The organism is Rhizobium sp. CCGE 510 (assembly GCF_000292525.1).
Classification (GTDB): Bacteria; Pseudomonadota; Alphaproteobacteria; order Rhizobiales; family Rhizobiaceae; genus Rhizobium.
Genome location: NZ_AEYF01000018.1, coordinates 318,868 through 343,369, shown reverse-complemented (window position 1 = coordinate 343,369; position 24,502 = coordinate 318,868). Strand labels below are relative to the sequence as shown.

At 60.9% G+C, this 24,502-nt stretch carries 22 protein-coding genes; 15 read left to right on the top strand and 7 right to left on the bottom strand.

What is annotated here, in order from left to right; translation table 11 throughout:
• Positions 1 to 49: 49 nt before the first annotated feature.
• The 3 genes from RCCGE510_RS10155 (at position 50) to RCCGE510_RS10145 (ending at position 3,088) form a co-directional block, all read left to right on the top strand.
• Entirely contained in the window at positions 50 to 1,078 is a 1,029-nt protein-coding gene (locus tag RCCGE510_RS10155; protein ID WP_007629594.1) for a zinc-binding dehydrogenase, read from the top strand.
• Between the two features lie 4 nt (positions 1,079 to 1,082).
• Entirely contained in the window at positions 1,083 to 2,018 is a 936-nt protein-coding gene (locus RCCGE510_RS10150; protein WP_007629592.1) for a lipid A biosynthesis lauroyl acyltransferase, read from the top strand.
• A gap of 347 nt (positions 2,019 to 2,365) precedes the next feature.
• Positions 2,366 to 3,088, top strand: a complete 723-nt coding sequence (locus RCCGE510_RS10145; protein ID WP_037078258.1) for a PAS domain-containing protein — start codon at positions 2,366 to 2,368, stop codon at positions 3,086 to 3,088.
• A gap of 134 nt (positions 3,089 to 3,222) precedes the next feature.
• Here RCCGE510_RS10145 and RCCGE510_RS10140 read toward each other — a convergent pair whose 3' ends face one another.
• The 3 genes from RCCGE510_RS10140 to RCCGE510_RS10130 form a co-directional block, all read right to left on the bottom strand.
• Positions 3,223 to 3,582 (bottom strand): VOC family protein, encoded by a 360-nt coding sequence (locus RCCGE510_RS10140; protein ID WP_007629590.1) that lies wholly within the window; start codon positions 3,580 to 3,582, stop codon positions 3,223 to 3,225.
• Positions 3,583 to 3,981 carry a polyketide cyclase gene (locus RCCGE510_RS10135; RefSeq protein WP_007629589.1) on the bottom strand — a complete coding sequence of 133 codons (399 nt, stop codon included), beginning with the start codon at positions 3,979 to 3,981 and terminating at the stop codon, positions 3,583 to 3,585.
• A 67-nt stretch (positions 3,982 to 4,048) separates the two neighbouring features.
• On the bottom strand, positions 4,049 to 4,840 hold the full coding sequence (locus tag RCCGE510_RS10130) for a helix-turn-helix domain-containing protein (protein ID WP_037078257.1): 792 nt from the start codon (positions 4,838 to 4,840) through the stop codon (positions 4,049 to 4,051).
• A 205-nt stretch (positions 4,841 to 5,045) separates the two neighbouring features.
• On the opposite strand from RCCGE510_RS10130, the gene gndA reads away from it, so the two are divergent.
• The 3 genes from gndA (at position 5,046) to RCCGE510_RS10115 (ending at position 7,937) form a co-directional block, all read left to right on the top strand.
• The gene (gene gndA / locus RCCGE510_RS10125) at positions 5,046 to 6,497 is read left to right on the top strand and encodes an NADP-dependent phosphogluconate dehydrogenase (RefSeq protein WP_192815295.1); all 1,452 of its coding nucleotides are present in this window, start codon (positions 5,046 to 5,048) and stop codon (positions 6,495 to 6,497) included.
• 247 nt (positions 6,498 to 6,744) lie between these two features.
• On the top strand, positions 6,745 to 7,239 hold the full coding sequence (locus RCCGE510_RS10120) for an N-acetyltransferase (protein WP_007629585.1): 495 nt from the start codon (positions 6,745 to 6,747) through the stop codon (positions 7,237 to 7,239).
• Between the two features lie 188 nt (positions 7,240 to 7,427).
• Positions 7,428 to 7,937, top strand: coding sequence for a GNAT family N-acetyltransferase (locus tag RCCGE510_RS10115; protein ID WP_007629584.1), 510 nt, complete (start codon positions 7,428 to 7,430; stop codon positions 7,935 to 7,937).
• On the opposite strand, the gene RCCGE510_RS10110 is transcribed toward RCCGE510_RS10115, so the two are convergent.
• From RCCGE510_RS10110 to RCCGE510_RS10095, 4 genes are all read right to left on the bottom strand, one after another.
• Positions 7,922 to 8,461 carry an AAA family ATPase gene (locus RCCGE510_RS10110; RefSeq protein ID WP_007629583.1) on the bottom strand — a complete coding sequence of 180 codons (540 nt, stop codon included), beginning with the start codon at positions 8,459 to 8,461 and terminating at the stop codon, positions 7,922 to 7,924. The genes RCCGE510_RS10115 and RCCGE510_RS10110 overlap by 16 nt on opposite strands.
• A gap of 28 nt (positions 8,462 to 8,489) precedes the next feature.
• A complete protein-coding gene (locus RCCGE510_RS10105) occupies positions 8,490 to 9,566 on the bottom strand; it encodes a D-alanine--D-alanine ligase family protein (RefSeq protein ID WP_007629582.1) in 1,077 nt (358 codons plus the stop codon).
• Between the two features lie 33 nt (positions 9,567 to 9,599).
• Positions 9,600 to 10,211, bottom strand: a complete 612-nt coding sequence (locus RCCGE510_RS10100) for a hypothetical protein (protein WP_037078256.1) — start codon at positions 10,209 to 10,211, stop codon at positions 9,600 to 9,602.
• A 522-nt stretch (positions 10,212 to 10,733) separates the two neighbouring features.
• Entirely contained in the window at positions 10,734 to 11,777 is a 1,044-nt protein-coding gene (locus tag RCCGE510_RS10095; RefSeq protein WP_007629575.1) for a LacI family transcriptional regulator, read from the bottom strand.
• Between the two features lie 454 nt (positions 11,778 to 12,231).
• Between RCCGE510_RS10095 and RCCGE510_RS10090 the strand changes: the two genes are divergently transcribed.
• The 9 genes from RCCGE510_RS10090 to RCCGE510_RS10050 all read left to right on the top strand — a co-directional run bounded on the left by RCCGE510_RS10090 (position 12,232) and on the right by RCCGE510_RS10050 (position 24,277).
• Entirely contained in the window at positions 12,232 to 13,467 is a 1,236-nt protein-coding gene (locus RCCGE510_RS10090; RefSeq protein WP_007629573.1) for an ABC transporter substrate-binding protein, read from the top strand.
• A 168-nt stretch (positions 13,468 to 13,635) separates the two neighbouring features.
• On the top strand, positions 13,636 to 14,541 hold the full coding sequence (locus RCCGE510_RS10085) for a sugar ABC transporter permease (RefSeq protein ID WP_007629571.1): 906 nt from the start codon (positions 13,636 to 13,638) through the stop codon (positions 14,539 to 14,541).
• Complete coding sequence (locus RCCGE510_RS10080; RefSeq protein WP_007629568.1) at positions 14,534 to 15,478, top strand: carbohydrate ABC transporter permease; 945 nt, start codon at positions 14,534 to 14,536, stop codon at positions 15,476 to 15,478. The genes RCCGE510_RS10085 and RCCGE510_RS10080 overlap by 8 nt, the downstream gene beginning before the upstream one ends.
• 4 nt (positions 15,479 to 15,482) lie before the next feature.
• Positions 15,483 to 16,589, top strand: a complete 1,107-nt coding sequence (locus tag RCCGE510_RS10075) for an ABC transporter ATP-binding protein (protein WP_007629566.1) — start codon at positions 15,483 to 15,485, stop codon at positions 16,587 to 16,589.
• A 277-nt stretch (positions 16,590 to 16,866) separates the two neighbouring features.
• The gene (locus RCCGE510_RS10070) at positions 16,867 to 19,326 is read left to right on the top strand and encodes a glycoside hydrolase family 2 protein (RefSeq protein ID WP_007629565.1); all 2,460 of its coding nucleotides are present in this window, start codon (positions 16,867 to 16,869) and stop codon (positions 19,324 to 19,326) included.
• A gap of 38 nt (positions 19,327 to 19,364) precedes the next feature.
• Positions 19,365 to 20,126: a sugar phosphate isomerase/epimerase gene (locus RCCGE510_RS10065; RefSeq protein WP_007629564.1), complete on the top strand. Its 762-nt coding sequence runs from the start codon at positions 19,365 to 19,367 to the stop codon at positions 20,124 to 20,126.
• 8 nt (positions 20,127 to 20,134) lie between these two features.
• Positions 20,135 to 21,268 (top strand): Gfo/Idh/MocA family oxidoreductase, encoded by a 1,134-nt coding sequence (locus tag RCCGE510_RS10060; protein WP_007629563.1) that lies wholly within the window; start codon positions 20,135 to 20,137, stop codon positions 21,266 to 21,268.
• Positions 21,269 to 21,395: 127 nt separating this feature from the next.
• A complete protein-coding gene (gene mgrA / locus RCCGE510_RS10055; RefSeq protein ID WP_007629562.1) occupies positions 21,396 to 22,427 on the top strand; it encodes an L-glyceraldehyde 3-phosphate reductase in 1,032 nt (343 codons plus the stop codon).
• Positions 22,428 to 22,663: 236 nt separating this feature from the next.
• Positions 22,664 to 24,277 (top strand): glycoside hydrolase family 43 protein, encoded by a 1,614-nt coding sequence (locus RCCGE510_RS10050; protein WP_007629561.1) that lies wholly within the window; start codon positions 22,664 to 22,666, stop codon positions 24,275 to 24,277.
• Positions 24,278 to 24,502 lie beyond the last annotated feature (225 nt).

The window sequence follows — 24,502 nt, the reverse complement described above, 5'->3', positions numbered from 1 at the left end:
TTGTGCGTCCGAACGGACGCACGGCGCTCTAAAGGCGAGGGATTTTGCCATGCGCGCTTTGCAACTGATCGACGACCGCAAGCTTGAGATCACCGACCTGCCGGAACCGGACGCGCCTGGCGCCGGCGAGGTGACGCTGCGCGTCAAAGCGGTAGCGCTCAACCATATCGATCTCTGGGGCTGGCGCGGCATGGCTTTCGCCAAGCGCAAGATGCCGCTAGTCATCGGTGCTGAGGCTTCCGGCGTCGTGGAATCGATCGGCCCGGGTGTTGCCAACGTGCTGCCAGGTCAACTCGTCTCGATCTATGGCGCGCGCACCTGCGGCCTCTGCCGCCCCTGCCGCGAAGGCCGCGACAATCTCTGCGAACATGTCTCCGGTGTGCACGGCTTCCATCTCGACGGCTTTGCGCAGGAGAAGGTCAACCTTCCCGCGCGCCTGCTGGTGCCGGCTCCTCCCGGCGTCGATGCGATCGGTGCAGCACTTGCTCCCGTCACCTTCGGCACGGTCGAACACATGCTGTTCGACAATGCCAAGCTCGAACCTGGCGAGACCATTCTCGTCCATGCCGGCGGCTCCGGCATCGGCACGGCGGCGATCCAGCTTGCCAAGAAGATCGGCTGCACCGTCATCACCACGGTCGGTTCCGACGACAAGATCGAAAAGGCCAAGGCGCTCGGCGCCGATCACGTCATCAACTACCGCACCGACCGTTTCGAGGGCGTGGTGCGTAAGCTCACCAAGAAGAAGGGCGTCGACGTTGTCTTCGAACATGTCGGCAAGGATACCTGGGCGGGCTCGATGCTCTGCATGAAGCGCGGCGGGCGCCTCGTAACCTGTGGCTCGACCTCGGGTGTTTCCACGGAGATGAACCTGATGATGCTGTTCCAGCAGCAGCTTAAGCTCTTTGGCTCGTTCGGCTGCCGGATGGAGAACATGGCGAACGCGATGCAGAAGATGGGCCGCGGGCTCGTCCGTCCCGTCATCGATACCGAGGTCAGCTTCAACGATATCGACCGGGCGCTCGAGCGGATGGAATCGCGCCAGATCTTCGGCAAGATCATCCTGAAGATGGATTGACCGCGTGAAGCTGTTCATCACCCGGATCGTCCTGGCGCTCAGGCATTTCCAGCAATGGCTGGTGGCGCAGATGATGTTCGGCTTCCTGAACCTCCTGAAGCTGTTTCCGGCCGATGGCGCGATCCGTTTCGCCGACAGGACGATGCGCCGCCTCGGCCGGCTGACCAGCCGCCACAGACTGATGCTGACCAATCTGCGCAACGCCTTTCCCGAGAAGAGCGAAGCCGAGATCGAAGACATCGCGCTGGCAAGCTGGGGCAATATGGGCCGGCTTGCGGCCGAATATGTTTTCCTCGACCAGCTGTTCGACTATGACCCCGAAAAACCGGAGCCGGGCAGAGTGGAGGTGTCGGGCATCCCGATCTTCCTCGATCTGCGCGACAATCCGCGCCCCTTCATCGTCTTTACCGGCCATACCGCCAATTTTGAGCTGCTGCCGGTGGCGGGTGCGGCCTTCGGCCTTCATGTGACCGTGCTCTTTCGGCCGCCGAACAATCCCTATATCGCCAAGAAAGTCTTCGATTTCAGAAGCGCGCGCATGGGCAAGCTGGTGCCCTCGCATGCCGGCTCCTCCTTCGCGCTCGCCCGGCAGCTGGAAGCAGGCCAGGGCGTGGGCGTGCTCGTCGACCAGAAATTCCGCAAAGGGCTGAAGGGGATATTCTTCGGGCGCGAGGTCAAGACCAATCCGCTGCTGCCGAAGCTGGTGCGCCAGTTCGACTGCGAGGTCTATCCGGCGCGTTGCATCCGTTTGCCCGGTAATCGCTATCGGCTGGAGATCGAGCCGCGGCTGGACATGCCGCGCGACGCCAGGGGCAATCTCGACCTGCCGGCGGCCGCCCAGCTGCTCAACGACAAGGTGGAAAGCTGGGTGCGGCAATACCCGGAGCAGTGGCTTTGGTATCACGACCGCTGGCAGATCAAGCAGACGCTCAGCTCCTAGAATGACAAGTAGAGTATGATGCCGCGCGAGAACCGCTCACAACTTTCGGCATCATGCTGCTGAAACGTCCACCCTCACTTATCAGCGGTGAAAAGCGGCAGGCGCTCTCGGATTGAAACAGAGGGCGCTCCATGTTACCCGTCACCACTAAAGCGCGAATAATATCTACCGTGGGGCGCAATCTACAGCGCAGGGCGTCTTTCGGACGCACAAAGACGCCGTAGTACTTTGAATTGCTTCATACTCTATTTTTAAATCTGTTCGGATTTATGAATAGAATTATGCAGAAGAGATGCGGCCCGCCAGGTTTCGGACTCGTCTCTTGGGATAGTGGGATGGGAGGCGTTTTGCTGGAGCTTTTTCGAGCTTTCTCCTTGCGTTGCACGCAAATCGAGGAAGCCATACGGTTGGGGGACGATCAGCGCGTCACGGCGCTCGACGGCCATGTCGAGCCGCTGGTCGAGGCAATCCTCGCTCATCGAGCGGTCAATCTGCTCGAAGTCTACATGCAACTGCAGTTTGTGAGCCACCTGATTAGCCAGGACGCCGACGACAGCGCCAGCGTCACCGAGCACACGACGGTGCTTTCCTATCTGCTGGACCGCTATTTTAGCGCACATGGGCCAGACTGGCGTGTGCCTGCGCCGCAGGACATGCGCATTGAACCGCCGGCGGCCTATGTGCCGGATACCGACAACGGCCAGTTTCTCAATGCGGCGATCCTCGACACCATGCCGGATCGCGTCGCGGTGCTGACACGGGATTACCGCTACCTTTATTCCAATCCAGCCAACTGCGCCGATCTCAACATGAAGCCGATGGAGCTCATCGGAAGGCACATTTCCGAATTCATCGGCGAGGAGCTGTTTGCCGCGTGCGCCAAAGACAAGCTCGACGCCTGCTTTGCCGGTGAGCAGATCGACGACGCCTATGAGCGCTCGGCCGGTGGTGCCGGATCGCGGCAGGTGCGCTGTCGCATGTCGCCGTTGCGCGATGCGGGCGGTACGGTGATCGGCGCGCTGCTCGTCATGGAGGATATCGATCGTCAGCGGCCAGTTAGAACAGGATGATTTTAGGCCGGGTCGGCCTGAAATCTGAATCCTGTTCTAAATTAAAGAGTTGGAGCATGATGTCGTCCGAAAACCGCGCACAGTTTTCGGCATCCTGCTCTAGCTGATCAACCGGCTGCCCAGAGCAACCGCCTTCAGGCAGCCGCCCAGACGGCGAGTTCGTAGCCGTCGCGGTCGAGGAAGTGAAAGCGGCGGCCGCCAGGAAAATCGGTGATCGGCCGGACGATCGTGCCGCCGGCCCTCTCGACCGACGTCAGCACCTCTTCAAGATCCCTGGCATAGACGACAACAAGCGGGCCGCCCGGCCGCACCGGTCCGTAATCGGTGAAGCCGCCCTTAAGCCGGCCATCGTCGAATTCGCAGTAGTTTGGGCCGTAGTCGGTGAAACGCCAGCCGAAGGCCGAGCCGTAGAAGGCTTTGGCGGCGGCGATGTCGGCGACGTTGAACTCGACATAATCGATGCGGCGATCGTGGTTTTCTGACTTCTCGGCCATCTATCTCTCCATCAGGGCTTTCAGCATGGCGAGATCCTTCTCGACATGGGCGGCATCGGCTGAAAACTGCGCATCGGTCATGCCGGGCAGGCGCAACAGCGTGAACATGACCTCGCAGCCATCGCCGTTCGGCACGATGCGCAGCGCATTATAGACCCTGAGGCCGGATTCGATGGTCACCGTGTGGTCGATCACGCCGAATTCATTGGTCGGCACGAAGCTCACCTTGACGGTGCCAAGCGCGCCGTGGGCAATCCAGTCGGCGCCGTTAGGCTCAAGGCCGCTCGCAAGGCCGGAGGCCCAGAGCGGCATGTTCTCCGGCCTGCCGGCGAAATCATAGACGTCGCGCCAGTCGCGCTCGATCGATTGGTGAATGATTTTCGCGGGCATCGTCGACATGGCTTGCAGGTCCTTAATTGATCTGGCTGTAGTAACAGGCCGATCCGCGGGGTCTTGAACAAAACGGTCAGTCTGGCCTTTTCGGCATGCCGAACTGGCCGAGAATGACGGCGGGTGTCAGGCTCGAGAACTCGCCGACCTCTCGCGTCATATGGGCCTGATCGGCAAAGCCCGCCTCGAGTGCGAAGTGCGCAAGCGCCATCGTGTCCGACCTGCGGCAGAGGTCGAGGAAACGCTGGAACCGGCGGATCCGTTCCAGCGTCTTGGCGCCGTAGCCGAAATGATGGTGGCATCGGCGGCGCAACTGCCTTTCGCTCATGCCGAGCCGGTCAAACAGCCCGGGCGTCTGGCGACCGCTGTCGGCGACGTCGAAGATAATGGCGGCGTCCAGGGCAGGTTCGTCCTCATCGCGGGCGGCCTCTTCGAGCAGGCGGCCAAACAGCGCCATGGCTTCAGAAGGATCGCGACAATCGCCAAGCCGCGCCTCGAATTTGGCCGCGTCCTTCCAGCCGATGTCAGCAAGCGGCACCGAGCAGCCGACCGGCGCCGAAAGCGGCGTCTTCAGCCACGGTGCGGCGGCGCCCGGCGCAAAACGTGCGCCGATAACCGTCGCGCCAGTCCGGAGTACGGGAAAGGCCGCTGTCCTGTCGGGGCCGGCGACAACCAGCCGGCCGTCGATCCAAAGGAGATCACAATAACCGTCCGGCACGATCGCCACCATCGCCGGTGGACCGTCGTGGAGCGAGTGCGACCAGAGCCGGCTGAAATGGCGCCGCAGCGGCGGCGGCGGAGCATATTCGCGGTAGCGGCCGGCGACGGCCGCGAGCAGAGCCGTATCTTTTCGTTTTTCCGAGGCCAATGCGATATCTCCCGAAATGTGGATGATACCATCAGATAGGGCATCAAGGGCAGGTCGCGAGAAAACTTGGTTGCCGATGAGCCGGCGCAAACGGTTGTCGGACAAGCCGGGATATTGCAAGCTTCATTTCATTGGCTTTCGCGAACCGATTAGACCCTTGCCAGACTTGCCGTTTGACCGAGACAGTGCCACAACACCGGTCCAAATGACACATCGGAGGTTTGTCGTGGAAAAGGCAGAAATCGGACTGATCGGCCTCGCGGTCATGGGCTCCAACCTGGCGCTCAACATCGCGGAGAAAGGCAATAAAATTGCGGTCTTCAACCGTACGCCGGAGAAAACCGACGAGTTCTACGAAAGCGCCGGCGATCTGAAGAAGCAGATCATTCCGTGCAAGACCATCGAAGAGTTCGTCGATGCGATCCGGCCGCCGCGCCCGATCATCATCATGATTAAGGCGGGTGATCCCGTCGACCAGCAGATGGAACTGCTGCGCCCCCATCTGTCCAAGGGCGACATCATGATCGATGCCGGCAACGCCAATTTCCGCGACACCGTCGCCCGCTTCGACCGCCTGAAGAATACCGATCTGACCTTCATTGGCATGGGTGTTTCCGGCGGCGAGGAAGGTGCGCGCCACGGCCCGTCGATCATGGTCGGCGGCACGGAGGAATCCTGGAAGCGCGTCGAGAAGGTGCTGACCTCGATCGCCGCCCGCTACAATGACGAGCCCTGCGTCGCCTGGCTCGGCAATGACGGTGCCGGCCATTTCGTCAAGACCATCCATAACGGCATCGAATATGCCGATATGCAGATGATCGCCGAAATCTACGGCATCCTGCGCGACGGTCTCGGCAAAAGCGCCTCCGACATCTCCGGTATCTTCGGCGAGTGGAACAAGGGCCGGCTGAACTCCTACCTGATCGAGATTTCCGAGAAGGTACTTGCCGCGACCGATCCCGTTTCCGGCGGGCCGATGGTCGACATGATCCTCGACAAGGCCGGCCAGAAGGGCACCGGCAAATGGTCGGCGATCGAGGCGCAGAACATGGGCATTCCGGCAACGGCGATCGAAGCCGCGGTCGCCGCCCGCAGCCTCTCTTCGATGAAGTCTGAGCGCGAAGCCGCCGAAAAGATCTTCGGCACGCAGGCCGTATCCTTCCCGATCGCTTACGGCCCCGAACTCAACAAGGATCTGGAGCTGGCGCTGTTTGCCGCCAAGATCGGCGCTTATGCGCAGGGCTTCGCGGTGATGGCGGAAGCCTCGCGCGAATTCAACTGGTCGCTGCCGATGCCGACGATTGCCAGGATCTGGCGTGCCGGCTGCATCATCCGCTCGCAGTTCCTCGACGAGATCACCTCGGCCTTCACCAAGGCGCCCGACGCTGCGAACCTGATCGTTACGCCGGCCTTCTCCGACATGGTCAAGGAATCGATCCCGGCGCTGCGTCGCGTCGTCACTGCGGCCATTTCCGCCGGCCTGCCGGTGCCGGCGCTGTCCTCGGCGCTGACCTATTTCGACGCCTATCGCCAGGGCAGGGGAACCGCCAACCTCATCCAGGCGCAGCGCGATTTCTTCGGCGCCCACGGCTTCGACCGTCTTGATGGTAAGGATTTCCATCACGGCCCCTGGGGCAGCGGTGCCTCGACTTTCTGAAGTTTGCCGAAACGACATCAACGAAGAGCCCGGCCGTCGCGCCGGGCTTTTTCGTGGGGTCTGTGGTGCTGCCGCATGTTTCGATCAGCAGGACGGTGCCCACGCACCTCAGTCTATAACCTCGGATAATCGTCTGCGGAAGAGGGGCAGCGAATTCCCGCGAGATTCGCGTGGGATCTACGACACTTCGTTTCAATAGGATAAGACACTGTTTATACGCGACAAGGTGGCTGAGGAATTGACAGGGATGCTGATCCGAGACGAAACGCTTGACGATATCGATGCGATCCATGATCTGACCTCGACCGCTTTCAAGCCGATGCCCTATAGCAACGGTACGGAAGCGGAGATTGTCCGGAGACTTCGGGCGGCGGGCGATTTGACGATCTCGCTGGTGGCGGAACAGGACGGGGAGATCCTGGGGCATATCGCGTTTTCGCCGGTGACCATTGACGGCGCACATGCTGGCTGGTTCGGGCTGGGGCCGATATCGGTCAAGCCGGAGAGACAGCGGCAGGGAATCGGCAAAGCGCTGATCGTTAGGGGAGCTGAACTGCTGAAGGACATGGGTGCGAGCGGATGCGCGCTGATTGGCAATCCCCACATCTATGGCCGTGTTGGTTTCAGCAGCGACGGGCAACTGAAATACCTCGACCTCGATACGCGGCTCGTGCAGCGGATTGTTTTCCGTGGATCCCCGCCAAGTGGGACGCTGCAATTCGCCCCGGCATTTGAAAGCTAAAGCATGTCGCGCAAAAGTGGGCAGCGGTTTTCCCAGGCAAAGTGCGAAGCGCTTTTGCGGCGACGACATGCGTAAAAACAAAGAGCTAAAGCGCAAGGAGCGAATCTGAAAGATCGCGGCGCGCTTTAGATTAGAAGATCCATCTAACATCCGAAACTCAAACCCAACCTGACAGGGAAGGCGGCGACATGTCTGAAACGGGCGCGATGACCATCCGAACCGAGCGTCTTCGGCTCCGCATGCCTGAGATCGACGATTTCGCCGCCTATGCGCAGCTGATGGCGTCGCCGCGATCGATCGGAATGGGCGGGCCGTTCGATCTGCGCGCAGCGTGGGGGATGTTCTGTCATGACGTCGCCCTGTGGGAGCTTTTCGGGCACGGAGCGCTGACGATCGAGCTTGGCGAAACCGGCGAGTGTGTTGGTCAGGTGGGAATCAATCATGGACCGCTCTTTCCGGAGAAGGAATTGGGCTGGTTCGTCTATGAGGAATATGAGGGCCAGGGTTATGCCACCGAAGCGGCCTTGGCGCTACGCGACTGGGCCTTTGCGACGCTCAAGCTGCCATCGCTCGTCAGCTATATCGCGCCCGGCAATGCGGCGTCCGTTGCCGTTGCGGAACGGCTCGGCGCGCGCCTTGATCTCACCGCGCCTCGAAGTGATCCCAAGGATCTCGTCTACCGTCACTTCACCCCTTGAGACAGGCGGGCTAGGATGAAATCCGCCCGGTCAGCGGCCGTGATTTTCGGCAGGATGACGACCTCGTAGCCGAGTGCCGGATAGATCGCGGCAAGCCGGTCATATTCGGTGGCCGCCTCGTCGAAGCCATGGCGCCGCTCGGGGTCGGTGGTGTAGATTTCCGGCCATGGCGGCGTCAGAAAAACTATGTGGTGATAGAGGTTGCCGGCGGTCGATTTTTCCAGGACCGGTTCGCCGGTCAGATACTGAAGCACTGCGGCGGCATCGATCAGCCCACGGTCGAAAAACGTCCAGCTGGCCTGCTCGTTCGCCGCTATATAGTCGGCCATCGCCATCGCGATCGCGCGGCGGGCAAAGGCCACCATATCGATCCAGGGTAGGGCCGCCCCGCCGCCTTCAAGCTCTTGGCTGACGATCCGCCGGCCGGGCTCTTCGACGACGGCATGACCGCGGGCGGCAAGTTCCAGAAGAAGTGTCGATTTTCCTCCGCCGGAACAGCCCGAAATCAAGACCGACCTGTTCATGGTCAAGCTCCAGTCTCAAATTCCTGTGTCAGGCGGCCCGGCCGGCGCGCGCCAATCCGTGATCCACCAGCCTGTCAATGATTTCGGCGTAACTGACGCCGCTTGCCGCCATCGCCTTGGAATACATGCTGATGTCGGTAAAGCCGGGGATGGTGTTGATCTCATTGACGAGGAACCGCATGTCATCCGTCAGGAAAAAGTCGACGCGGGCCATGGCGTCGCAGCCGACGGCCCTGAAGGCTCTTGCGGCCATGTCGCGCATGGCGGCCTCGACCTTCTCAGGCAGTTCGGCCGGGACTTTCAGCGCCGCGCCCTTCTCGTCAATATATTTAGCATCGTAGCTGTAGAAGCCGTGACTTTCCGCCGGCACGATCTCTCCCGGCCGGGAGACGAAGAGTTCTCCTGCCGCATCCTCCAGCACGCTGAATTCGATCTCGCGGCCGGCAACGAATTCCTCGGCAAGCAGGACGCGATCATGGCGGAAGGCTTCCGCAAGGGCGCCTGCGAATTCCTGGCTGGCATGGACCTTGGCGACGCCGACCGATGATCCCTGCCGCGCCGGCTTGATGAAGAGCGGCAGGCCAAGCTCGCTTTCGAGGGCTGCAAGCGATGGAACCGCGTCCTCCCGGATCGTCACCGCGCGCGCCACCGGCAGGCCTGCTGCCTTCAGCAGGCGCTTGGCGATATCCTTGTCGAGTGCTGCGGCTGAGCCGAGGATGCCGCAGCCGGCAAGTGGCACGCGGGCCACCTCTGCCACACCTTGCACTGAGCCGTCTTCGCCATGCGGGCCGTGCAGCACGGGAAACAGGATGTCGATCCTTGGCAATTCATGCGAAGCGCCATGGGCCGGGATTGCCAGCATCCGGCCCTGTCCGCCGGGCACGAGGCAGATTTCGACGCCTGATGAAGGTGTCGCCAGCACGCCCTCCTCGAAATTGCTGAGCAGCCATTGTCCCTCGCGAGTGACGAAAACAGGGACGGCGTCATATTTCTCGGGCTTGAGCGCGCCCATGACATTGGTTGCCGAAAGGATGGAAACCTCATGTTCGGCCGAGCGGCCGCCGAAGAGCACGGCGATGCGCAGCCTGTTTGGGAAAGGGATCATGCAAGCCTCCGAAACGATCTGGTGTTGAAAAGGTCAGGCGTCGACAGATATGCCGCGATTGGCAAAGAAGCGGTCGAAGACGGCGAGCGGCAGCGTCACATCGGCCTGGCTCGCCGCGTCATGGCCGGACGGGTTGTGGAAGCGGATCATCTCGTCGCTGGCCGCCGTCACCAGCACCAGATGGCCGCCCTTCGACGGCGGCTCGTGCTCCGGCCAGCGGATGGCCGAATGCACCGAGGCGATGAAGAAGCGCCGCTTCGACAGAAGCTCTGGAATGGCCGATGTCTCGACGCCTGTCATCGTCTCTGCACCAAGCGCGAATCGGTCGGCGGCGAAGCGGACGAAAGGTGCGTAGATCAGCCCCTTGATCGAGGCATCGATCTCGTTGACGACATAACCGCCATATCTAGTGCAGGCCCGGGCAAGTTCGAGGGTCGGATGGATTTCGCCGCGGGCGGCAAGGATCGACTTCAGGCAGGCCATGCCGCAGACATTGACCGCCCAGCGCGCATATTCCTCGATCGTTGTGGCGCCAGAATGGCGCCAGAGCGGATCACGCAACAGGGCCGGCGATCCCTCGGCAAGCACCGGGAGCGTCATGCTGGGTGTTTCCCATTGGCTGAAATAGGGCACGCTCGGCTGCATTCTGTCGATCTCCCCCGTGGTTCGCCTCATGAGATGGCCGGCAATCTTGGCTTTTTTCGAACCGATGCCCATCTCCGAATCCATAGCCTCTAAGGGTAAGGCGGGCGCGCCGCGGTGGACGCGAAATTAAGGCAAGGAGCGGCGTAGCGGCGTCCATCCGATCATATGGCGCCCGAGTACGCCGGCGAAAGATTTAGGGCATGCGCTAACCTTCCCTCCATCATTCCTGTGCTTGTCACAGGAACCCAGTGCGCCCAAGTCCTTGGGCGCAAGAGACTTTTTCAACGTCGTGTAGAGTCATTCACCGCGCGGACGCGCGGTGGCGGGATTCCTATGACAAGCACAGGAATGACGGAGGAGAGGTTAATGCTCCCGACGAAGCGAAAGGAGGGCGTGTGCGCCGGCGTTTGATGCATCAAAGAGCAGCGTCGTGGCATGTCCTTCGAGGCTTCGCCCTAAGGGCTACGTGCCTCAAGCGCGAGGGATGTTAGCGGATGCCACGCGCTTCATCCTGTGCCCGCCTTACCGTCCGCTCTCCGGCCAGATCGGCTGGCTGATGCTCTGCAGCAGTTCCGGTTCGACGCCGTCGATGCGGGCGATGACGGCTTTGGCCATTTCGCGGCCGGCTTGGCGCACGTCTTCCTGGACAGTGATGATCTCCGGGCGGATCCAGTTTAGGATCGGCACAGACTGCTTCGACACCATGTCGAGATCGCGGCCGAGCGCCTTGCCGGCAGCCTCGATGCCGGCATTGACGGCAATCGCCGCGCTGCCGGCCGAACAGACGATGCCGTCAGGCGCGTTTTCCGAGCGCATCATCACTTCGACGACGTCGCGGATATCGGCAAGCGGCGCATCGCTGTTGATACGCAGCGGCACTTCCTCGGCGCCGTAATCGTGCAGGCCAGTCTGGAAGCCGATGCGGACGTGGGCGTAATAGGTGAGTTTACTCGGCGGCTGCAGCAGGGCGATGCGCCGCCGGCCGCGCTTGACCAGCCGTTCCACCGCCTGGTGGGCGAAGGCTTCGTTGTTGAAATCGTGGAAGGGGTGGGTGAGACCCGCATCAGTGCGCCCATGGGTGGCGAAGGGCATGCCGCGTTCGGTCAGCAGCCGCACGCGCGGATCGTCCGGCTCGATGCGCGAGATGATGACGCCGTCGGCCGAGCCGGTATCGAGGATGTAGCGCACCGGCAGCATCGGATCCTTGCTGTGGGAATGCGGCGTGACGACGATATGATAGGGCGTGCCGGACAGGACCTCCGAGATGCCGAAGACCATCTGGCTCGAAAAGCCCATGATCTCTTCATCGATGCTGAGGACGAGGGCAATGACGTTGGTCTTGCCAGTACGCAAGCGCACGCCGGCTCTGTTCGGCTGGTAACCGAGCTGGCGGGCGACCATGCGCACCCGCTCCTTGGTTTCCGCCCCAATGTCGGGCGCATCCTTCAGCGCGCGCGACACCGTCGTCACGCCGAGACCGGTCATGAAGGCGATCGTCTTCAACGTTGGGCGCTCACGCGCCGCTGGCGCTGTTGCCGCTTGCCCGAAATTTCCTTTGTTTTCCATCCCTGTAGGCCTGCCTTGCGCGAATTGGTGTCGCTTATAGAGGCTTTTCCAAGCGCCGTAAGCCCGCCGCCTGCCAAAATCGCGCCTCCCTAAGGAACTCAATCTGTAACGATACAGTAGAAATGTCGAGGGCTTTTTGTTGAGTGCATTGCAACATTGTACGCACAGGTTGAATTTGCGATTCATGCCGCGTTTTTCTGCACATGCGAAAAGGATAATGCGTCCGAAAAAACCGCCCCCCGGATTTTTCTGTTTTTTTTCATCGACATGATGCGGCTGTGCACCTGCGAAATCCTGTGGCTGAATACCAGTTCAAAGCACGTTACAGTCCAATTGGAAACAGGCAGAAGTAGCAATTCTTGTTCTCGTGGAAAAATTTGCAAGCGAACGGTTGCGTGCTGAAATCGATTGATCTAAGTTTTTCCGGCAACGTTTCAGTGAGGGAGGAAAACTCATGAAAATCCGTATTATGGCAGCCATGCTTGCCGCCTCAGTCGCGCTTCCGTTCGGAGCCGCCAACGCCACCGATCTCGAAGTCACGCATTGGTGGACATCAGGTGGCGAATCTGCCGCCGTCGCCGAGTTGGCAAAGGCATTCGACGCCACCGGCAACCATTGGGTCGACGGCGCAATCGCCGGCTCCGGCGGCACTGCCCGTCCGATCATGATCAGCCGCATTACCGGCGGCGACCCGATGGGCGCCACGCAGTTCAACCATGGCCGCCAGGCTGAGGAACTCGTCCAGGCCGGCCTGATGCGCGACCTGACCGACGTGGCGACCGCAGAGCACTGGAAGGATATCATCCGTCCGGCGAGCCTGCTCGATTCTTGCACCATCGACGGCAAGATCTATTGCGCGCCCGTCAACATCCACTCCTGGCAGTGGCTGTGGCTTTCGAATGCCGCCTTCAAGAAGGCCGGCGTCGAGGTTCCGAAGAACTGGGACGAGTTCGTCGCTTCCGCTCCGGCTCTCGAAAAGGCCGGAATCATTCCGCTCGCCGTCGGCGGTCAGCCGTGGCAGGCGACAGGCGCGTTCGACGTGCTGATGGTTGCGGTCGCTGGCAAAGATACCTTCAACAAGGTCTTCAAGGACAAGGATGCGACAGTTGCTGCCGGTCCTGAAATCGCCAAGGTCTTCAAGGCCGCCGACGATGCGCGGCGCATGGCCAAGGGTAGCAACGTCCAGGATTGGAACCAGGCAACCAACCTCGTCATCACGGGCAAGGCCGGTGGCCAGATCATGGGTGACTGGGCGCAGGGCGAATTTGCACTCGCCGGCCAGAAAGCTGGTACCGACTACACTTGCCTGCCGGGCCTCGGCGTCAACGAGATCATCTCGACCGGCGGCGACGCCTTCTACTTCCCGCTGCTGAAGGACGCCGAAAAGTCCAAGGCGCAGGCTGTGCTTGCCAAGACCCTGCTCGATCCCAAGACCCAGGTTGCCTTCAACCTGAAGAAGGGTTCGCTGCCGGTTCGCGGCGACGTCGATCTCGCCGCCGCCAATGATTGCATGAAGAAGGGTCTCGATATCCTGGCCAAGGGCAACGTGATTCAAGGCACCGACCAGTTGCTCTCGGCAGACAGCCAGAAGCAGAAGGAAGACCTCTTCTCCGAATTCTTCGCCAATCCGTCGATGACGCCTGAGGACGCTCAGAAGCGTTTTGCCGGGATCATCGCTTCGGCCGATTGATCGGGTAGATTCGCCGCTTTGCGATCCGGCTTTTCAAGAGCCGGATCGTGTCCCGAACTGAAGTTCGGCCGGCGGCGTCTTTCCGGCATCCCCGGCAAATCCCGGGGGCGGGGACGGGCCAGGCTCGTTCTGTCACGGGTCGCAGTTGCGATTTGAGGAGAAGTGTTCATGACAGGTCAAGCGCAAGCCGGCCGGCCGATCAAGTTACTGCGCAATCTGAATGCCAAGATTGCGTCCATTCCCATGATCCTGACAGCGCTGGTGATTTTTGTCGGCGGCACGCTCTGGACCGTCTTTTATTCCTTCACCAATTCGAAGCTCCTTCCGCGATTGAGCTTCGTCGGGATCGATCAGTACGAGCGGCTTTGGGCCGCACCGCGCTGGGTAACGGCGATCGAGAATCTGGCTCTGTACGGGGTTCTTTCGCTGATCTTCAGCCTGGTCATCGGTTTCCTGCTTGCTGCGCTGATGGATCAGAAGATCCGTTTCGAAAATACGTTCCGAACCATCTTTCTCTACCCGTTCGCGCTGTCCTTCATCGTGACGGGCCTCGTGTGGCAGTGGATTTTGAACCCCGATTTCGGCATTCAGTCGGTTGTGCGTTCGCTCGGCTGGACGAGCTTCACATTCAATCCGCTCTATACGCCTGAAATCGTCATCTACGGCATTCTGATCGCGGCGCTATGGCAGGGAACGGGTCTGGTGATGTGCCTGATGCTTGCCGGTCTGCGCGGCATCGACGAGGACATCTGGAAAGCGGCGCGCGTCGACGGCATCCCGATGTGGAAGACCTATCTCTTCATTGTCATTCCAATGATGCGGCCGGTCTTCATCACGACGATCGTCATCATCGCTTCCGGTATCGTCAAGGTCTACGATCTCGTCGTCGCTCAGACATCTGGCGGTCCTGGCATCTCATCGGAAGTGCCGGCGAAATATGTCTACGACTACATGTTCCAGGCACAAAACCTGGGGCAGGGCTTTGCCGCCTCGACGATGATGCTGGTGACGGTCGCAATAATTATCGTCCCGTGGGCCTATTTGGAATTCGGAGGAGGGCGCAAACGTGGCTGATACAGGAACTCTCAACACCGTTGCCGCCGGCATCGATCCCGTCGCGCCGAGGCTCGGCGAAGGCCCGAGCGGCGCTAAGCCGCGCCCGGCGCTATCGTCGCGCAACATCATGCTCTACGGCACGCTGACCGTGGCGGCACTTTATTATCTGCTGCCGCTCTACGTGATGGTTGTGACTTCGCTGAAGGGCATGCCGGAAATCCGGCTCGGCAACATTTTCTCGCCGCCGATGGAGATCACTTTCGAACCCTGGGTGAAGGCCTGGGCGGAGGCCTGCACCGGGCTCAATTGCGATGGCCTGTCGCGCGGGTTCTGGAATTCGGTGCGCATCACGGTGCCGTCGGTCATCATTTCGATCGCCATCGCTTCGGTGAACGGTTATGCGCTGGCAAACTGGCGCTTCAAGGGGTCCGAGCTGTTCTTCTCGATCCTCATCGTCGGAGCGTTCATCCCCTATCAGGTGATGATCTATCCGATCGTCATCATCCTTCGCGAAATCGGCCTCTACGGCACGCTGAGCGGCCTCGTCATCGTGCATTCGATTTTCGGCATGCCGATCCTGACGCTGCTGTTTCGCAATTATTTCGTGTCTTTGCCGGAAGAGTTGTTCAAGGCGGCACGCGTCGACGGCGCGGGTTTCTGGCAGATCTTCCTGAAGATCATGGTGCCGATGTCGCTGCCGATCTTCGTCGTCGCCATGATCCTGCAGGTGACCGGCATCTGGAACGACTTCCTGTTCGGCGTCGTCTTTACCCGGCCGGACACCTATCCGATGACCGTGCAGCTCAACAACATCGTCAATTCCGTCCAGGGCGTGAAGGAATACAACGTCAACATGGCCGCGACGATCCTGACGGGTCTCGTGCCGTTGATCGTCTATTTCGTGTCCGGACGGCTTTTCGTCCGTGGCATCGCCGCCGGCGCAGTGAAGGGTTGATCCCATGAACATGAATTCGAATGTCTCCAACTCAAGCGTCTCCATCAAGGATCTGTCGCTGAATTTCGGCTCGGTCAGCGTGCTCAAGGACCTCAACCTCGACATCAACGACGGCGAATTCCTGGTGCTGCTCGGCTCGTCCGGCTGCGGCAAGTCGACCTTGCTGAACTGCATTGCCGGCCTGCTCGACGCATCGGAAGGGCAGATCTTCATCAAGGGCAAAAACGTTACCTGGGAAGAGCCGAAGGACCGCGGCATCGGCATGGTCTTCCAGTCCTATGCGCTTTATCCGCAGATGACCGTTGAAAAGAACCTCTCCTTCGGCCTCCGCGTCGCCAAGGTGCCGCAGGCGGAGATCGACAAGCGCGTGGCGCGTGCCTCCGAGATCCTGCAGATCCAGCCGCTCTTGAAGCGCAAGCCTGCCGAGCTTTCCGGCGGCCAGCGGCAGCGCGTGGCGATCGGCCGGGCACTGGTGCGCGATGTCGACGTCTTCCTGTTCGACGAGCCGCTGTCCAACCTCGACGCCAAGCTGCGTTCGGAACTGCGCGTCGAAATCAAGCGCCTGCACCAGTCGCTGAAGAACACGATGATCTACGTCACACACGACCAGATCGAGGCGCTGACACTCGCCGACCGTATAGCCATCATGAAGAGCGGCATCATCCAGCAGCTCGACGATCCGACGACGATCTACAATAAGCCGCGCAATCTGTTCGTCGCCGGCTTCATCGGCTCGCCGTCGATGAACTTCCTGCATGGCGAGTTGGTCAACTCAGGCGACGGCATTGCCTTTTCTGCCAACGGCGTCATTTTCTCGCTTGCTGCCTACGATGCCAGCGAGACGCTGCAGCCCGGCCGCAAGGTGGTGCTCGGCGTTCGCCCAGAGCACATCAAGGTCAACGAGAATGCTGGCGGCGAAGAACATGACGCCACCGTCGATATCGAGGAGCCGATGGGCGCCGACAATCTTCTGTGGTTGAAACATGCCGGTCACACGATGTCGGTACGCGTCAACGGCGCGCGCCGCTTCAATGTCGGAGCCAAGGTGAAACTCAACTTCGACATGACGGTCGCCTCGGTCTTCGATGCCGAGAGCGAGTTGCGTCTGTAGAAGGTTGTTTGGGCGGGGCCACTAGGCCGGGCAAGTTTGACAAAAAGGCCCACCCCGCTCTCCGTCATCCTCGGGCCTGACCCGAGGATCCATGCCCGCTGCTGCCGGTGGATGCGGTGTAGATCCTCGGATCAAGCCCGAGGATGACGGAGGGCGGGGTGGGCGGATGAGGAGAAAAACCATACGTCTCTGACGAACGACAAGGTGAAGGCCACCGAACAGTGACATTTGCCCTTCCTTCAAGACCACAATCCTTTTCAAAATCGGAAACGATATCGTGACGCAACAATCGACCATCTCCAGCCTCGACCTTTCCGGTTCGTGGCAGCTCACCTCCGTCGACGGCGAAATTCGCACCACGATCATGCTGCCGGGAGACGTGCACACGGCGCTCCACCGCGCAAGCCTGATCCCCGATCCCTATTTCGGACGCAACGAGGAAAAGGTGCAGTGGGTTGCGACGCGCGAATGGGCGGTCGAGCGCAGCTTCACGCTGCAGGAGAGCGACGGCGACTGGTATCTCGATATCGATTATCTCGACACGGTCGCCAGCGTCTACGTCAATGGCTTTCTGGCGCTCGAAGCCGACAACAGCTTCCGCCGCTACCGGCCCGATGTCTCCAGCATGCTGAAATCGGGCGACAACGTCATTCGCATCGTCTTTGCCTCCAATATCGCCGTCGGTGCTGCGCGGCAGAAGAAGCAGCCCTTCTACATTCCCTACAGTACGGGCAATTCGCCGATCCCCGACGGCAACATGCTGCGCAAGCCGCAATGCCATTTCGGCTGGGACTGGAATATCGCCATTGCGCCGTTCGGCCTTTACGGCACGATCGCGCTGAAAAAACTCGAGACCGCGCGCATCGAGCATGTGGTCACCCGCCAAACCCATAATTTCGACGGTTCAGTCGATCTGACGGTGACGGCGACGCTCTATTCCAAGGGGCCGAGCGTTGCCCAGGTCTATTTCGATCTCGACGGCGAGCGGGTCCGGCTCGATGTCGGCGTCCATGGCGAGACCCATGTCAACCATCTCTTCCATATCGATAATCCGCGTCTATGGTGGCCATCGGGCAGCGGCGAGCAGGCGCTCTACAGGCTGTCCGTCGAATTGCCGACGGACGAGGTGGCGAAGCAGATCGGCCTTCGCACCATCGAGCTGATCACCACGCCGGATGCATCAGGCAGCCGCTTCGCCTTCAAGGTCAATGGCCGCGAAATCTTCTGCCGCGGCGCCAACTGGATTCCGGCCGACGCGCTGTTTTCGCTCTCTTCGCCTGGAAAGACCGAGGACCTGCTTCAATCGGCCAAGGCCGCCAACATGAACATGATCCGCGTCTGGGGTGGCGGCTTCTACGAACAGGATCATTTCTACGATCTCTGCGACCGGCTGGGCCTGATGGTCTGGCAGGACTTCATGTTCGCGTGCAACCTCTACCCTTCGACCGAAGACTTCCTCGACAATGTGACGATCGAGGTCGGTTACCAGGTGCGGCGGCTCTCCTCGCATCCCTCGATCGTGCTTTGGTGTGGCGACAACGAACTTGTGGGAGCACTCACCTGGTTCGAAGAGTCCCGCAAGGACCGCGACCGCTACCTCGTCTCCTACGACCGCCTCAACCGGACGATCGAGCAGGCGGTGAAAAAGGCGTTGCCCGGCGCGCTCTGGTGGCCGTCGAGCCCGGCCTCGGGTTATCTCGATTTCGGCGATGCCTGGCATGCGGACGGCTCCGGCGACATGCACTACTGGTCGGTCTGGCACGAGAACAAGTCGTTCGACAATTATCGTTCGGTGCGTCCGCGCTTCTGCTCGGAATTCGGTTTCCAGTCCTATACCTCGCTGCCCGTCATCAAGACCTATGCCGAGGAGAAGGACATGAACGTCGCTTCCCCGGTGATGGAGCTGCATCAGAAGAATGCCGGCGGCAATGAGCGTATCGCCGGCACGATGTTCCGCTATTTCCGTTTCCCCAAGGATTTCCCGAATTTCGTCTACCTCAGCCAAATCCAGCAGGGGCTGGCGATCAAGACGGCGGTGGAATACTGGCGGTCACTCAAACCCCATTGCATGGGCACGATCTATTGGCAGCTGAACGACACCTGGCCGGTCGCCTCGTGGTCGAGCCTCGACTATGGCGGCCGCTGGAAGGCGATGCATTATCTCGTCAAGCGCTTCTTCCAGCCGGTCGCGGTCGCCGCTATTCCTGCCGAGGACGGAAAGACGATCCGCTTCTCACTGGTCAACGACACGCTTGCCGATGTCAGCGTCGATCTTTCAATCTCGATCCTGACGATGAAGGGCGAGCGCCGACACCTCACGGACGTGCAGGCCCTGTGCTCGCCGGATGCGGCGGTGACGGCTGCGACGATCGATGTCTCCGATATTCCCGCGGGAGCGTTGCTGGCCTGGCATTTCACCGCATCGAACGGCACGGGCGGCGAGGGGCATTACGTCAACGGCACCTACAAGGCGCTGGAGCTGGAGCCCGCGGGGCTGACAGTCACCCACGAATATGTCGAGGAGAATGGCGCGGTCGACATCAACGTCACCGCCAGGGGACTTGCGCTCTTCGTGATGATCGAGACGGAGACGGACGGCAAATATTCCGACAACGCCTTTGATCTTGCGGCCGGCGAAAGCCGCCGCATCACCTTTACTCCGGCACGGCCGCTCGATCGCGGCGCGCTTCCGGAGTTCCGGTTCTATGACCTGCATTCCTGCCAGTCGGCGGATTGATCTTTGCAAGAATGGGCACGAGGCCCAAGGAGAACATGATGACGAAACTCAGCTACCAGCTCTATAGCGCCCGCAACTTCCAGCCCTATTCGGCAATCTTCGAAAAGCTCGGCAAGGCAGGCTATGCCGAGGTCGAGGGCTTCGGCGGCATCTATGCCGATCTGGACGATGCCGGCCTGAACAGCCTTCGCGCCGATCTCGACAAGAACGGCCTGGTGATGGCGACCGGCCATTTCAGCCCCGATTTCCTGGAGAAGGACGTGCAGAAGTCGCTGAACATTGCCAAGATCCTCGGAATGGATTCGATCTATGCGCCGCATCTGGCGGCCGACGAACGCCCGTCCGATGCTGCCGGCTGGGTCGCCTTCGGCAAGCGCCTGCAGGAGATGAGCAAGCCCTATAAGGATGCCGGCTACGAATTCGGCTGGCACAATCATGACTTCGAATTTTTCAAGCTGCAGGACGGCTCGCGGCCGATCGAGCGCATCTTCGAAGGCGCGCCCGACATTTCCTGGGAAGCCGACATCGCCTGGGTCATCCGCGGCGGTGCCGATCCTTTCGCCTGGGTCGAAAAGCTCGGACCGCGGATCACCGCCGTGCACGTCAAGGACATCGCGCCGGCTGGAGAAGCGGCGGACGAGAGCGGCTGGGCCGATGTCGGCCACGGCAAGGTCGAGTGGGCGAAGCTGATGACGGCGCTGCGCGCCACCAAGGCCAAGCACTATGTCGTCGAACACGATAACCCCAGCGATATCGACCGCAATATCAGCCGCTCGATTGCATCCTTCCAGACTTATTGAGGCACATCATGACCAGGGAACTTGGCGTCGGCATCATCGGATGCGGCAACATCTCCACCACCTACTTCTCGCTGGCACCGCTCTTCAAGGGGCTGAAGGTGCTGGCCTGCGCCGATATCAACGTCCAGGCGGCCGAGGCGCGCGCCAAGGAATATGGCGTCAAAGCGCAGACGATCGACGCGCTTCTCGCCAATGACGAGATCGACGTCGTCGTCAACCTGACGATCCCCGATGCGCATTTCCGCGTGTCGAAGGCAATCCTCGAGGCCGGAAAACACGTCTATTCCGAAAAGCCGCTGGTGCTTTCGCTCGAAGAGGGCGAGGAGCTTCGCAGCATCGCCAAGGCGAAGAAGCTTGCGGTCGGCTGCGCGCCCGACACCTTCCTCGGCGGCGCCCATCAGCTCGCCCGCAAGTTTATCGACGACGGCGGTATCGGCCGGGTGACGTCGGGCGCCTGCTACGTGATGAGCCCCGGCATGGAGATGTGGCACCCGAACCCGGATTTCTTCTTCCTGCCGGGTGGCGGCCCGATCCTCGATCTCGGCCCCTATTACATCGCCAACCTGATCAACCTGATCGGCCCGGTGAAACGCGTCGGAGCCATGACCTCGATGGCGTCGCCGACCCGCACGATCACCAGCCAGCCGCGCAACGGCGAACTCATCCCGGTCAAGACGCCGACGACGATCCAGGCGCTGCTCGAATTCGTCAACGGCGCCACTGTGACGCTGACGGCGAGCTGGGACGTCTGGTCACATCGCCATGCCAACATGGAGCTCTACGGCACCGACGGCTCGCTCTACGTGCCGGATCCGAACTTCTTCGGCGGTGTCGTCGAGGCGAGCGGCCGCGACAAGGAGATCAAGCCGCTCGAGAACTGGGAGCATCCGTTCGGCAAGATCAACCAGGAAAACCCGAACGGATCGCGCGCCAATTACCGCACCGCCGGTCTTGCTGACATGGCGATGGCGCTGATCGAGGGCCGCGACGCACGTTGCTCGCTCGACCGCACACTGCACGGCGTCGACGTCATGACCTCGATCCTGAAATCGGGCGAGGAAGGCCGTTTCATCGACCTGACCACGACCTGCACCCAGCCGGCCGCGCTCGGTATCGAAGAGGCGCAGGCGCTCTTGAAGTAGGCCTGCGAAACTCTATTGTCGGCGCGGGCGACGAGCCCGCGCCGTTTTGCTTCGATCGTTTGTTACGCGCGATTTCAAGGAAAAAGGCCGCATGCTTTTTAGGAATTGCTTCTAAAGGATTGAGATCATGAGCTGGCAACCAGCCGCAGACCGTTATTCGAAAATGAAATACAACCGCGCGGGCCGTTCCGGCCTGAAGCTGCCGGCCGTCTCGCTTGGCCTCTGGCACAATTTCGGCGGCGACACGTCGCACGACCGCAAGATCGACATGTGCCGCACCGCATTCGATCTCGGCATTACCCATTTCGATCTCGCCAACAATTACGGCCCGCCTCCCGGCAGCGCCGAGACCGCTTTCGGCGAGATCCTGCGGACGGAATTTTCAGGGCTTCGCGACGAGCTGATCATCTCGTCCAAGGCCGGCTACGATATGTGGCCGGGACCCTATGGCGAATGGGGCAGCCGCAAGTATCTGATCGCCTCCTGCGACCAGAGTCTGAAGCGTATGGGTCTCGACTATGTCGACATCTTCTATTCGCATCGCTTCGACCCGGAGACGCCGCTGGAAGAGACCTGCGGCGCGCTCGACCATATCGTCCGTTCCGGCCGGGCGCTCTATGTCGGCATTTCCTCCTATAATTCGCAGCGCTCGCGCGAAGCCGCAAAGATCCTGAAGGAGCTCGGCACGCCGTGTCTGATCCACCAGCCGAGCTATTCGATGCTCAACCGCTGGGTCGAGGACGATGGACTGCTCGATACGCTGGATGAGGTCGGCATGGGCTCGATCGTGTTCTCGCCGCTTGCCCAGGGCATGCTGTCGACGAAATATCTCGGCGGCATTCCGGAAGACAGCCGCGCGGCGCAGAACCATTTTCTGAAGCGCGACTTCATCCGTCCCTCGATCATCGACAATATCCGCAAGCTCAACGGCATTGCCGAAAAGCGCGGCCAGACGCTGGCGCAGATGGCGATCGCTTGGGTGCTGCGCGGCGGCCGCGTGACCTCGGCGCTGATCGGTGCCAGCCGCTCGTCGCAGATCGTCGATTGCGTCAAGGCGCTGGATAATCTCGAATTTACGGCCGAGGAGCTTGCCGAGATCGACGTCTATGCCCGCGAGGCGGATATCAATCTCTGGGCAAAGTCGGCTGAGCGGGAATAGGAAGGTCGAGGCAATTTAAGCTCCGGTTCGGGCAGTCGGTTGCCACATCCTCCCTCATCTCTGTGCTCGTCACAGAGATCCAGCCAGCCCAAGTCCTTGGGCTGAAAAGACTCTTTTGCCGCGCAGACGCGCGGCGCTGGATTCCTGTGACGAGCACAGGAATGAGGGGGGGAGGCGAGGTAATCGCATCTATCTGACGTACGTACCACAACAATAACCTCGGAGGAGGTCACATCATGATCCGCAATCCCATCCTGCCCGGGTTCAACCCCGATCCGTCGATCTGCCGCGTCGGCGCGGATTATTATATCGCCACATCGACCTTCGAATGGTATCCCGGCGTGCAGATCCATCATTCGCGCGACCTGGTGAACTGGACGCTGGTGCGTCGGCCGTTGGAGCGCCGATCGCAGCTCGACATGCGCGGCAATCCAGACAGCTGCGGCATCTGGGCGCCGTGTCTTTCTTATGCCGACGGGCAGTTCTGGCTGGTCTATACCGACGTCAAGCGTTTCGACGGCAGTTTCAAGGATGCGCCGAACTACATCGTCACCGCGCCGTCGATCGAGGCCGAATGGTCCGATCCCGTTTACGTCAATTCCTCGGGCTTCGATCCCTCGCTGTTCCACGACGACGACGGCCGCAAGTGGTTCCTCAACATGCAGTGGAACCACCGCACCGAGAGCTATGGCGGCTCGCCGAAGTCGCCGGCCTTCGACGGCATCCTGCTGCAGGAATGGGACCCGGCGACGAAGGCGCTGAAGGGGGCGATCAAAAATATCTTTGCCGGCAGCCCGCTCGGCCTCGTCGAGGGCCCGCATCTCTTCAAGCGCAACGGCTGGTACTATCTGACCACCGCCGAGGGTGGTACCGGCTACGACCACGCCGTCACCATGGCGCGCTCGCGAGCGATCGACGGACCCTATGAGATGCATCCGAACATGCATCTCATCACCTCCAAGGACCATCCCGGCGCGGTGCTGCAGCGGGCAGGGCATGGCCAATATGTCGAAACACCAGACGGTGAGGCCTATCACACCCATCTTTGCGGCCGGCCGCTGCCGCCGAAGCGGCGCTGTACGCTGGGGCGCGAGACGTCGCTACAGAAATGCGTCTGGCGCGACGACGACTGGCTCTATCTCGAAAACGGTACCTCGGTGCCCGATGTCGATGTGCCGGGCCTCTTCGGCGCCGTGCCAGCGGAAAAGCCGATGCGCAGCGAATACAGCTTTGACGGCGGCACGCTGCCTGCCGATTTCCAGTGGTTGCGCACGCCCGAGCCCGCACGCATCCTCAACCTGACGGACCGTCCCGGCCATCTCAGGCTGATTGGGCGCGAAAGCATCGGCTCCTGGTTCGAGCAGTCGCTGGTCGCCCGGCGACAGGAGCATCACAGCTTCCGCGCCGAGACCGTGATCGAGTTCGCACCCGACACCTATCAGCAGGTAGCCGGGCTGACGCACTACTATAACCGCCATAAATTTCACGCTGTCGCGGTAACGCTGCACGAAACACTCGGCCGTTGCGTGACGATCCTCTCGTGCAACGGCGACTATCCGAACGGTCGCCTGAGCTTCCCCGCCGAAAGCGGTGTGGCGATCGCTGCCGAGGGCCGCGTCCAGCTCGCCATGGAAATCCGCGAGAACGACCTGCAATTCTTCTGGCAGACCGAAGGCAAAGGCGCCTGGCAGCCGATCGGCCCGATCCTCGACGCCGGCATGATTTCCGACGAGGGCGGCCGCGGCGAACACGGCTCCTTCACCGGCGCCTTCACCGGTGTGTTTGCCTTCGATACGTCAGGGCGAGCGAAGGTCGCGGATTTTGATTGGTTCAACTACGACGAATTGTGAGGGGCACTTCCTGCCCCCCACCCGCACTCGTCCTTCGATGCTCCGGCCTTTGGCCTACGCCCCAACACACAAAAAGAAAGCCGGCGCGGGGCCGGCTAAGACGAACGCGGCCGAACAGAGGATGCTGGCCGGTTCCAAGCGTTTCGTGATTGAACAATAACTTTGACTACATGCCGAGGCAGCGAAAAAGGGCGTAACGAGAACACCCGGAGACGGCTCCGCAAA

Excerpts from the sequence above, each read along its gene's own strand:
- RCCGE510_RS10155 (WP_007629594.1), top strand. The coding sequence starts at position 50 with ATGCGCGCTTTGCAACTGATCGACGACCGCAAGCTTGAGATCACCGAC.
- RCCGE510_RS10140 (WP_007629590.1), bottom strand. The coding sequence starts at position 3,582 with ATGGCCGAGAAGTCAGAAAACCACGATCGCCGCATCGATTATGTCGAG.
- RCCGE510_RS10135 (WP_007629589.1), bottom strand. The coding sequence starts at position 3,981 with ATGTCGACGATGCCCGCGAAAATCATTCACCAATCGATCGAGCGCGAC.
- gndA (WP_192815295.1), top strand. The coding sequence starts at position 5,046 with ATGACACATCGGAGGTTTGTCGTGGAAAAGGCAGAAATCGGACTGATC.
- RCCGE510_RS10120 (WP_007629585.1), top strand. The coding sequence starts at position 6,745 with ATGCTGATCCGAGACGAAACGCTTGACGATATCGATGCGATCCATGAT.
- RCCGE510_RS10115 (WP_007629584.1), top strand. The coding sequence starts at position 7,428 with ATGTCTGAAACGGGCGCGATGACCATCCGAACCGAGCGTCTTCGGCTC.
- RCCGE510_RS10110 (WP_007629583.1), bottom strand. The coding sequence starts at position 8,461 with ATGAACAGGTCGGTCTTGATTTCGGGCTGTTCCGGCGGAGGAAAATCG.
- RCCGE510_RS10105 (WP_007629582.1), bottom strand. The coding sequence starts at position 9,566 with ATGATCCCTTTCCCAAACAGGCTGCGCATCGCCGTGCTCTTCGGCGGC.
- RCCGE510_RS10100 (WP_037078256.1), bottom strand. The coding sequence starts at position 10,211 with ATGCAGCCGAGCGTGCCCTATTTCAGCCAATGGGAAACACCCAGCATG.
- RCCGE510_RS10095 (WP_007629575.1), bottom strand. The coding sequence starts at position 11,777 with ATGGAAAACAAAGGAAATTTCGGGCAAGCGGCAACAGCGCCAGCGGCG.
- RCCGE510_RS10090 (WP_007629573.1), top strand. The coding sequence starts at position 12,232 with ATGAAAATCCGTATTATGGCAGCCATGCTTGCCGCCTCAGTCGCGCTT.
- RCCGE510_RS10085 (WP_007629571.1), top strand. The coding sequence starts at position 13,636 with ATGACAGGTCAAGCGCAAGCCGGCCGGCCGATCAAGTTACTGCGCAAT.
- RCCGE510_RS10075 (WP_007629566.1), top strand. The coding sequence starts at position 15,483 with ATGAACATGAATTCGAATGTCTCCAACTCAAGCGTCTCCATCAAGGAT.
- RCCGE510_RS10065 (WP_007629564.1), top strand. The coding sequence starts at position 19,365 with ATGACGAAACTCAGCTACCAGCTCTATAGCGCCCGCAACTTCCAGCCC.
- RCCGE510_RS10060 (WP_007629563.1), top strand. The coding sequence starts at position 20,135 with ATGACCAGGGAACTTGGCGTCGGCATCATCGGATGCGGCAACATCTCC.
- mgrA (WP_007629562.1), top strand. The coding sequence starts at position 21,396 with ATGAGCTGGCAACCAGCCGCAGACCGTTATTCGAAAATGAAATACAAC.
- RCCGE510_RS10050 (WP_007629561.1), top strand. The coding sequence starts at position 22,664 with ATGATCCGCAATCCCATCCTGCCCGGGTTCAACCCCGATCCGTCGATC.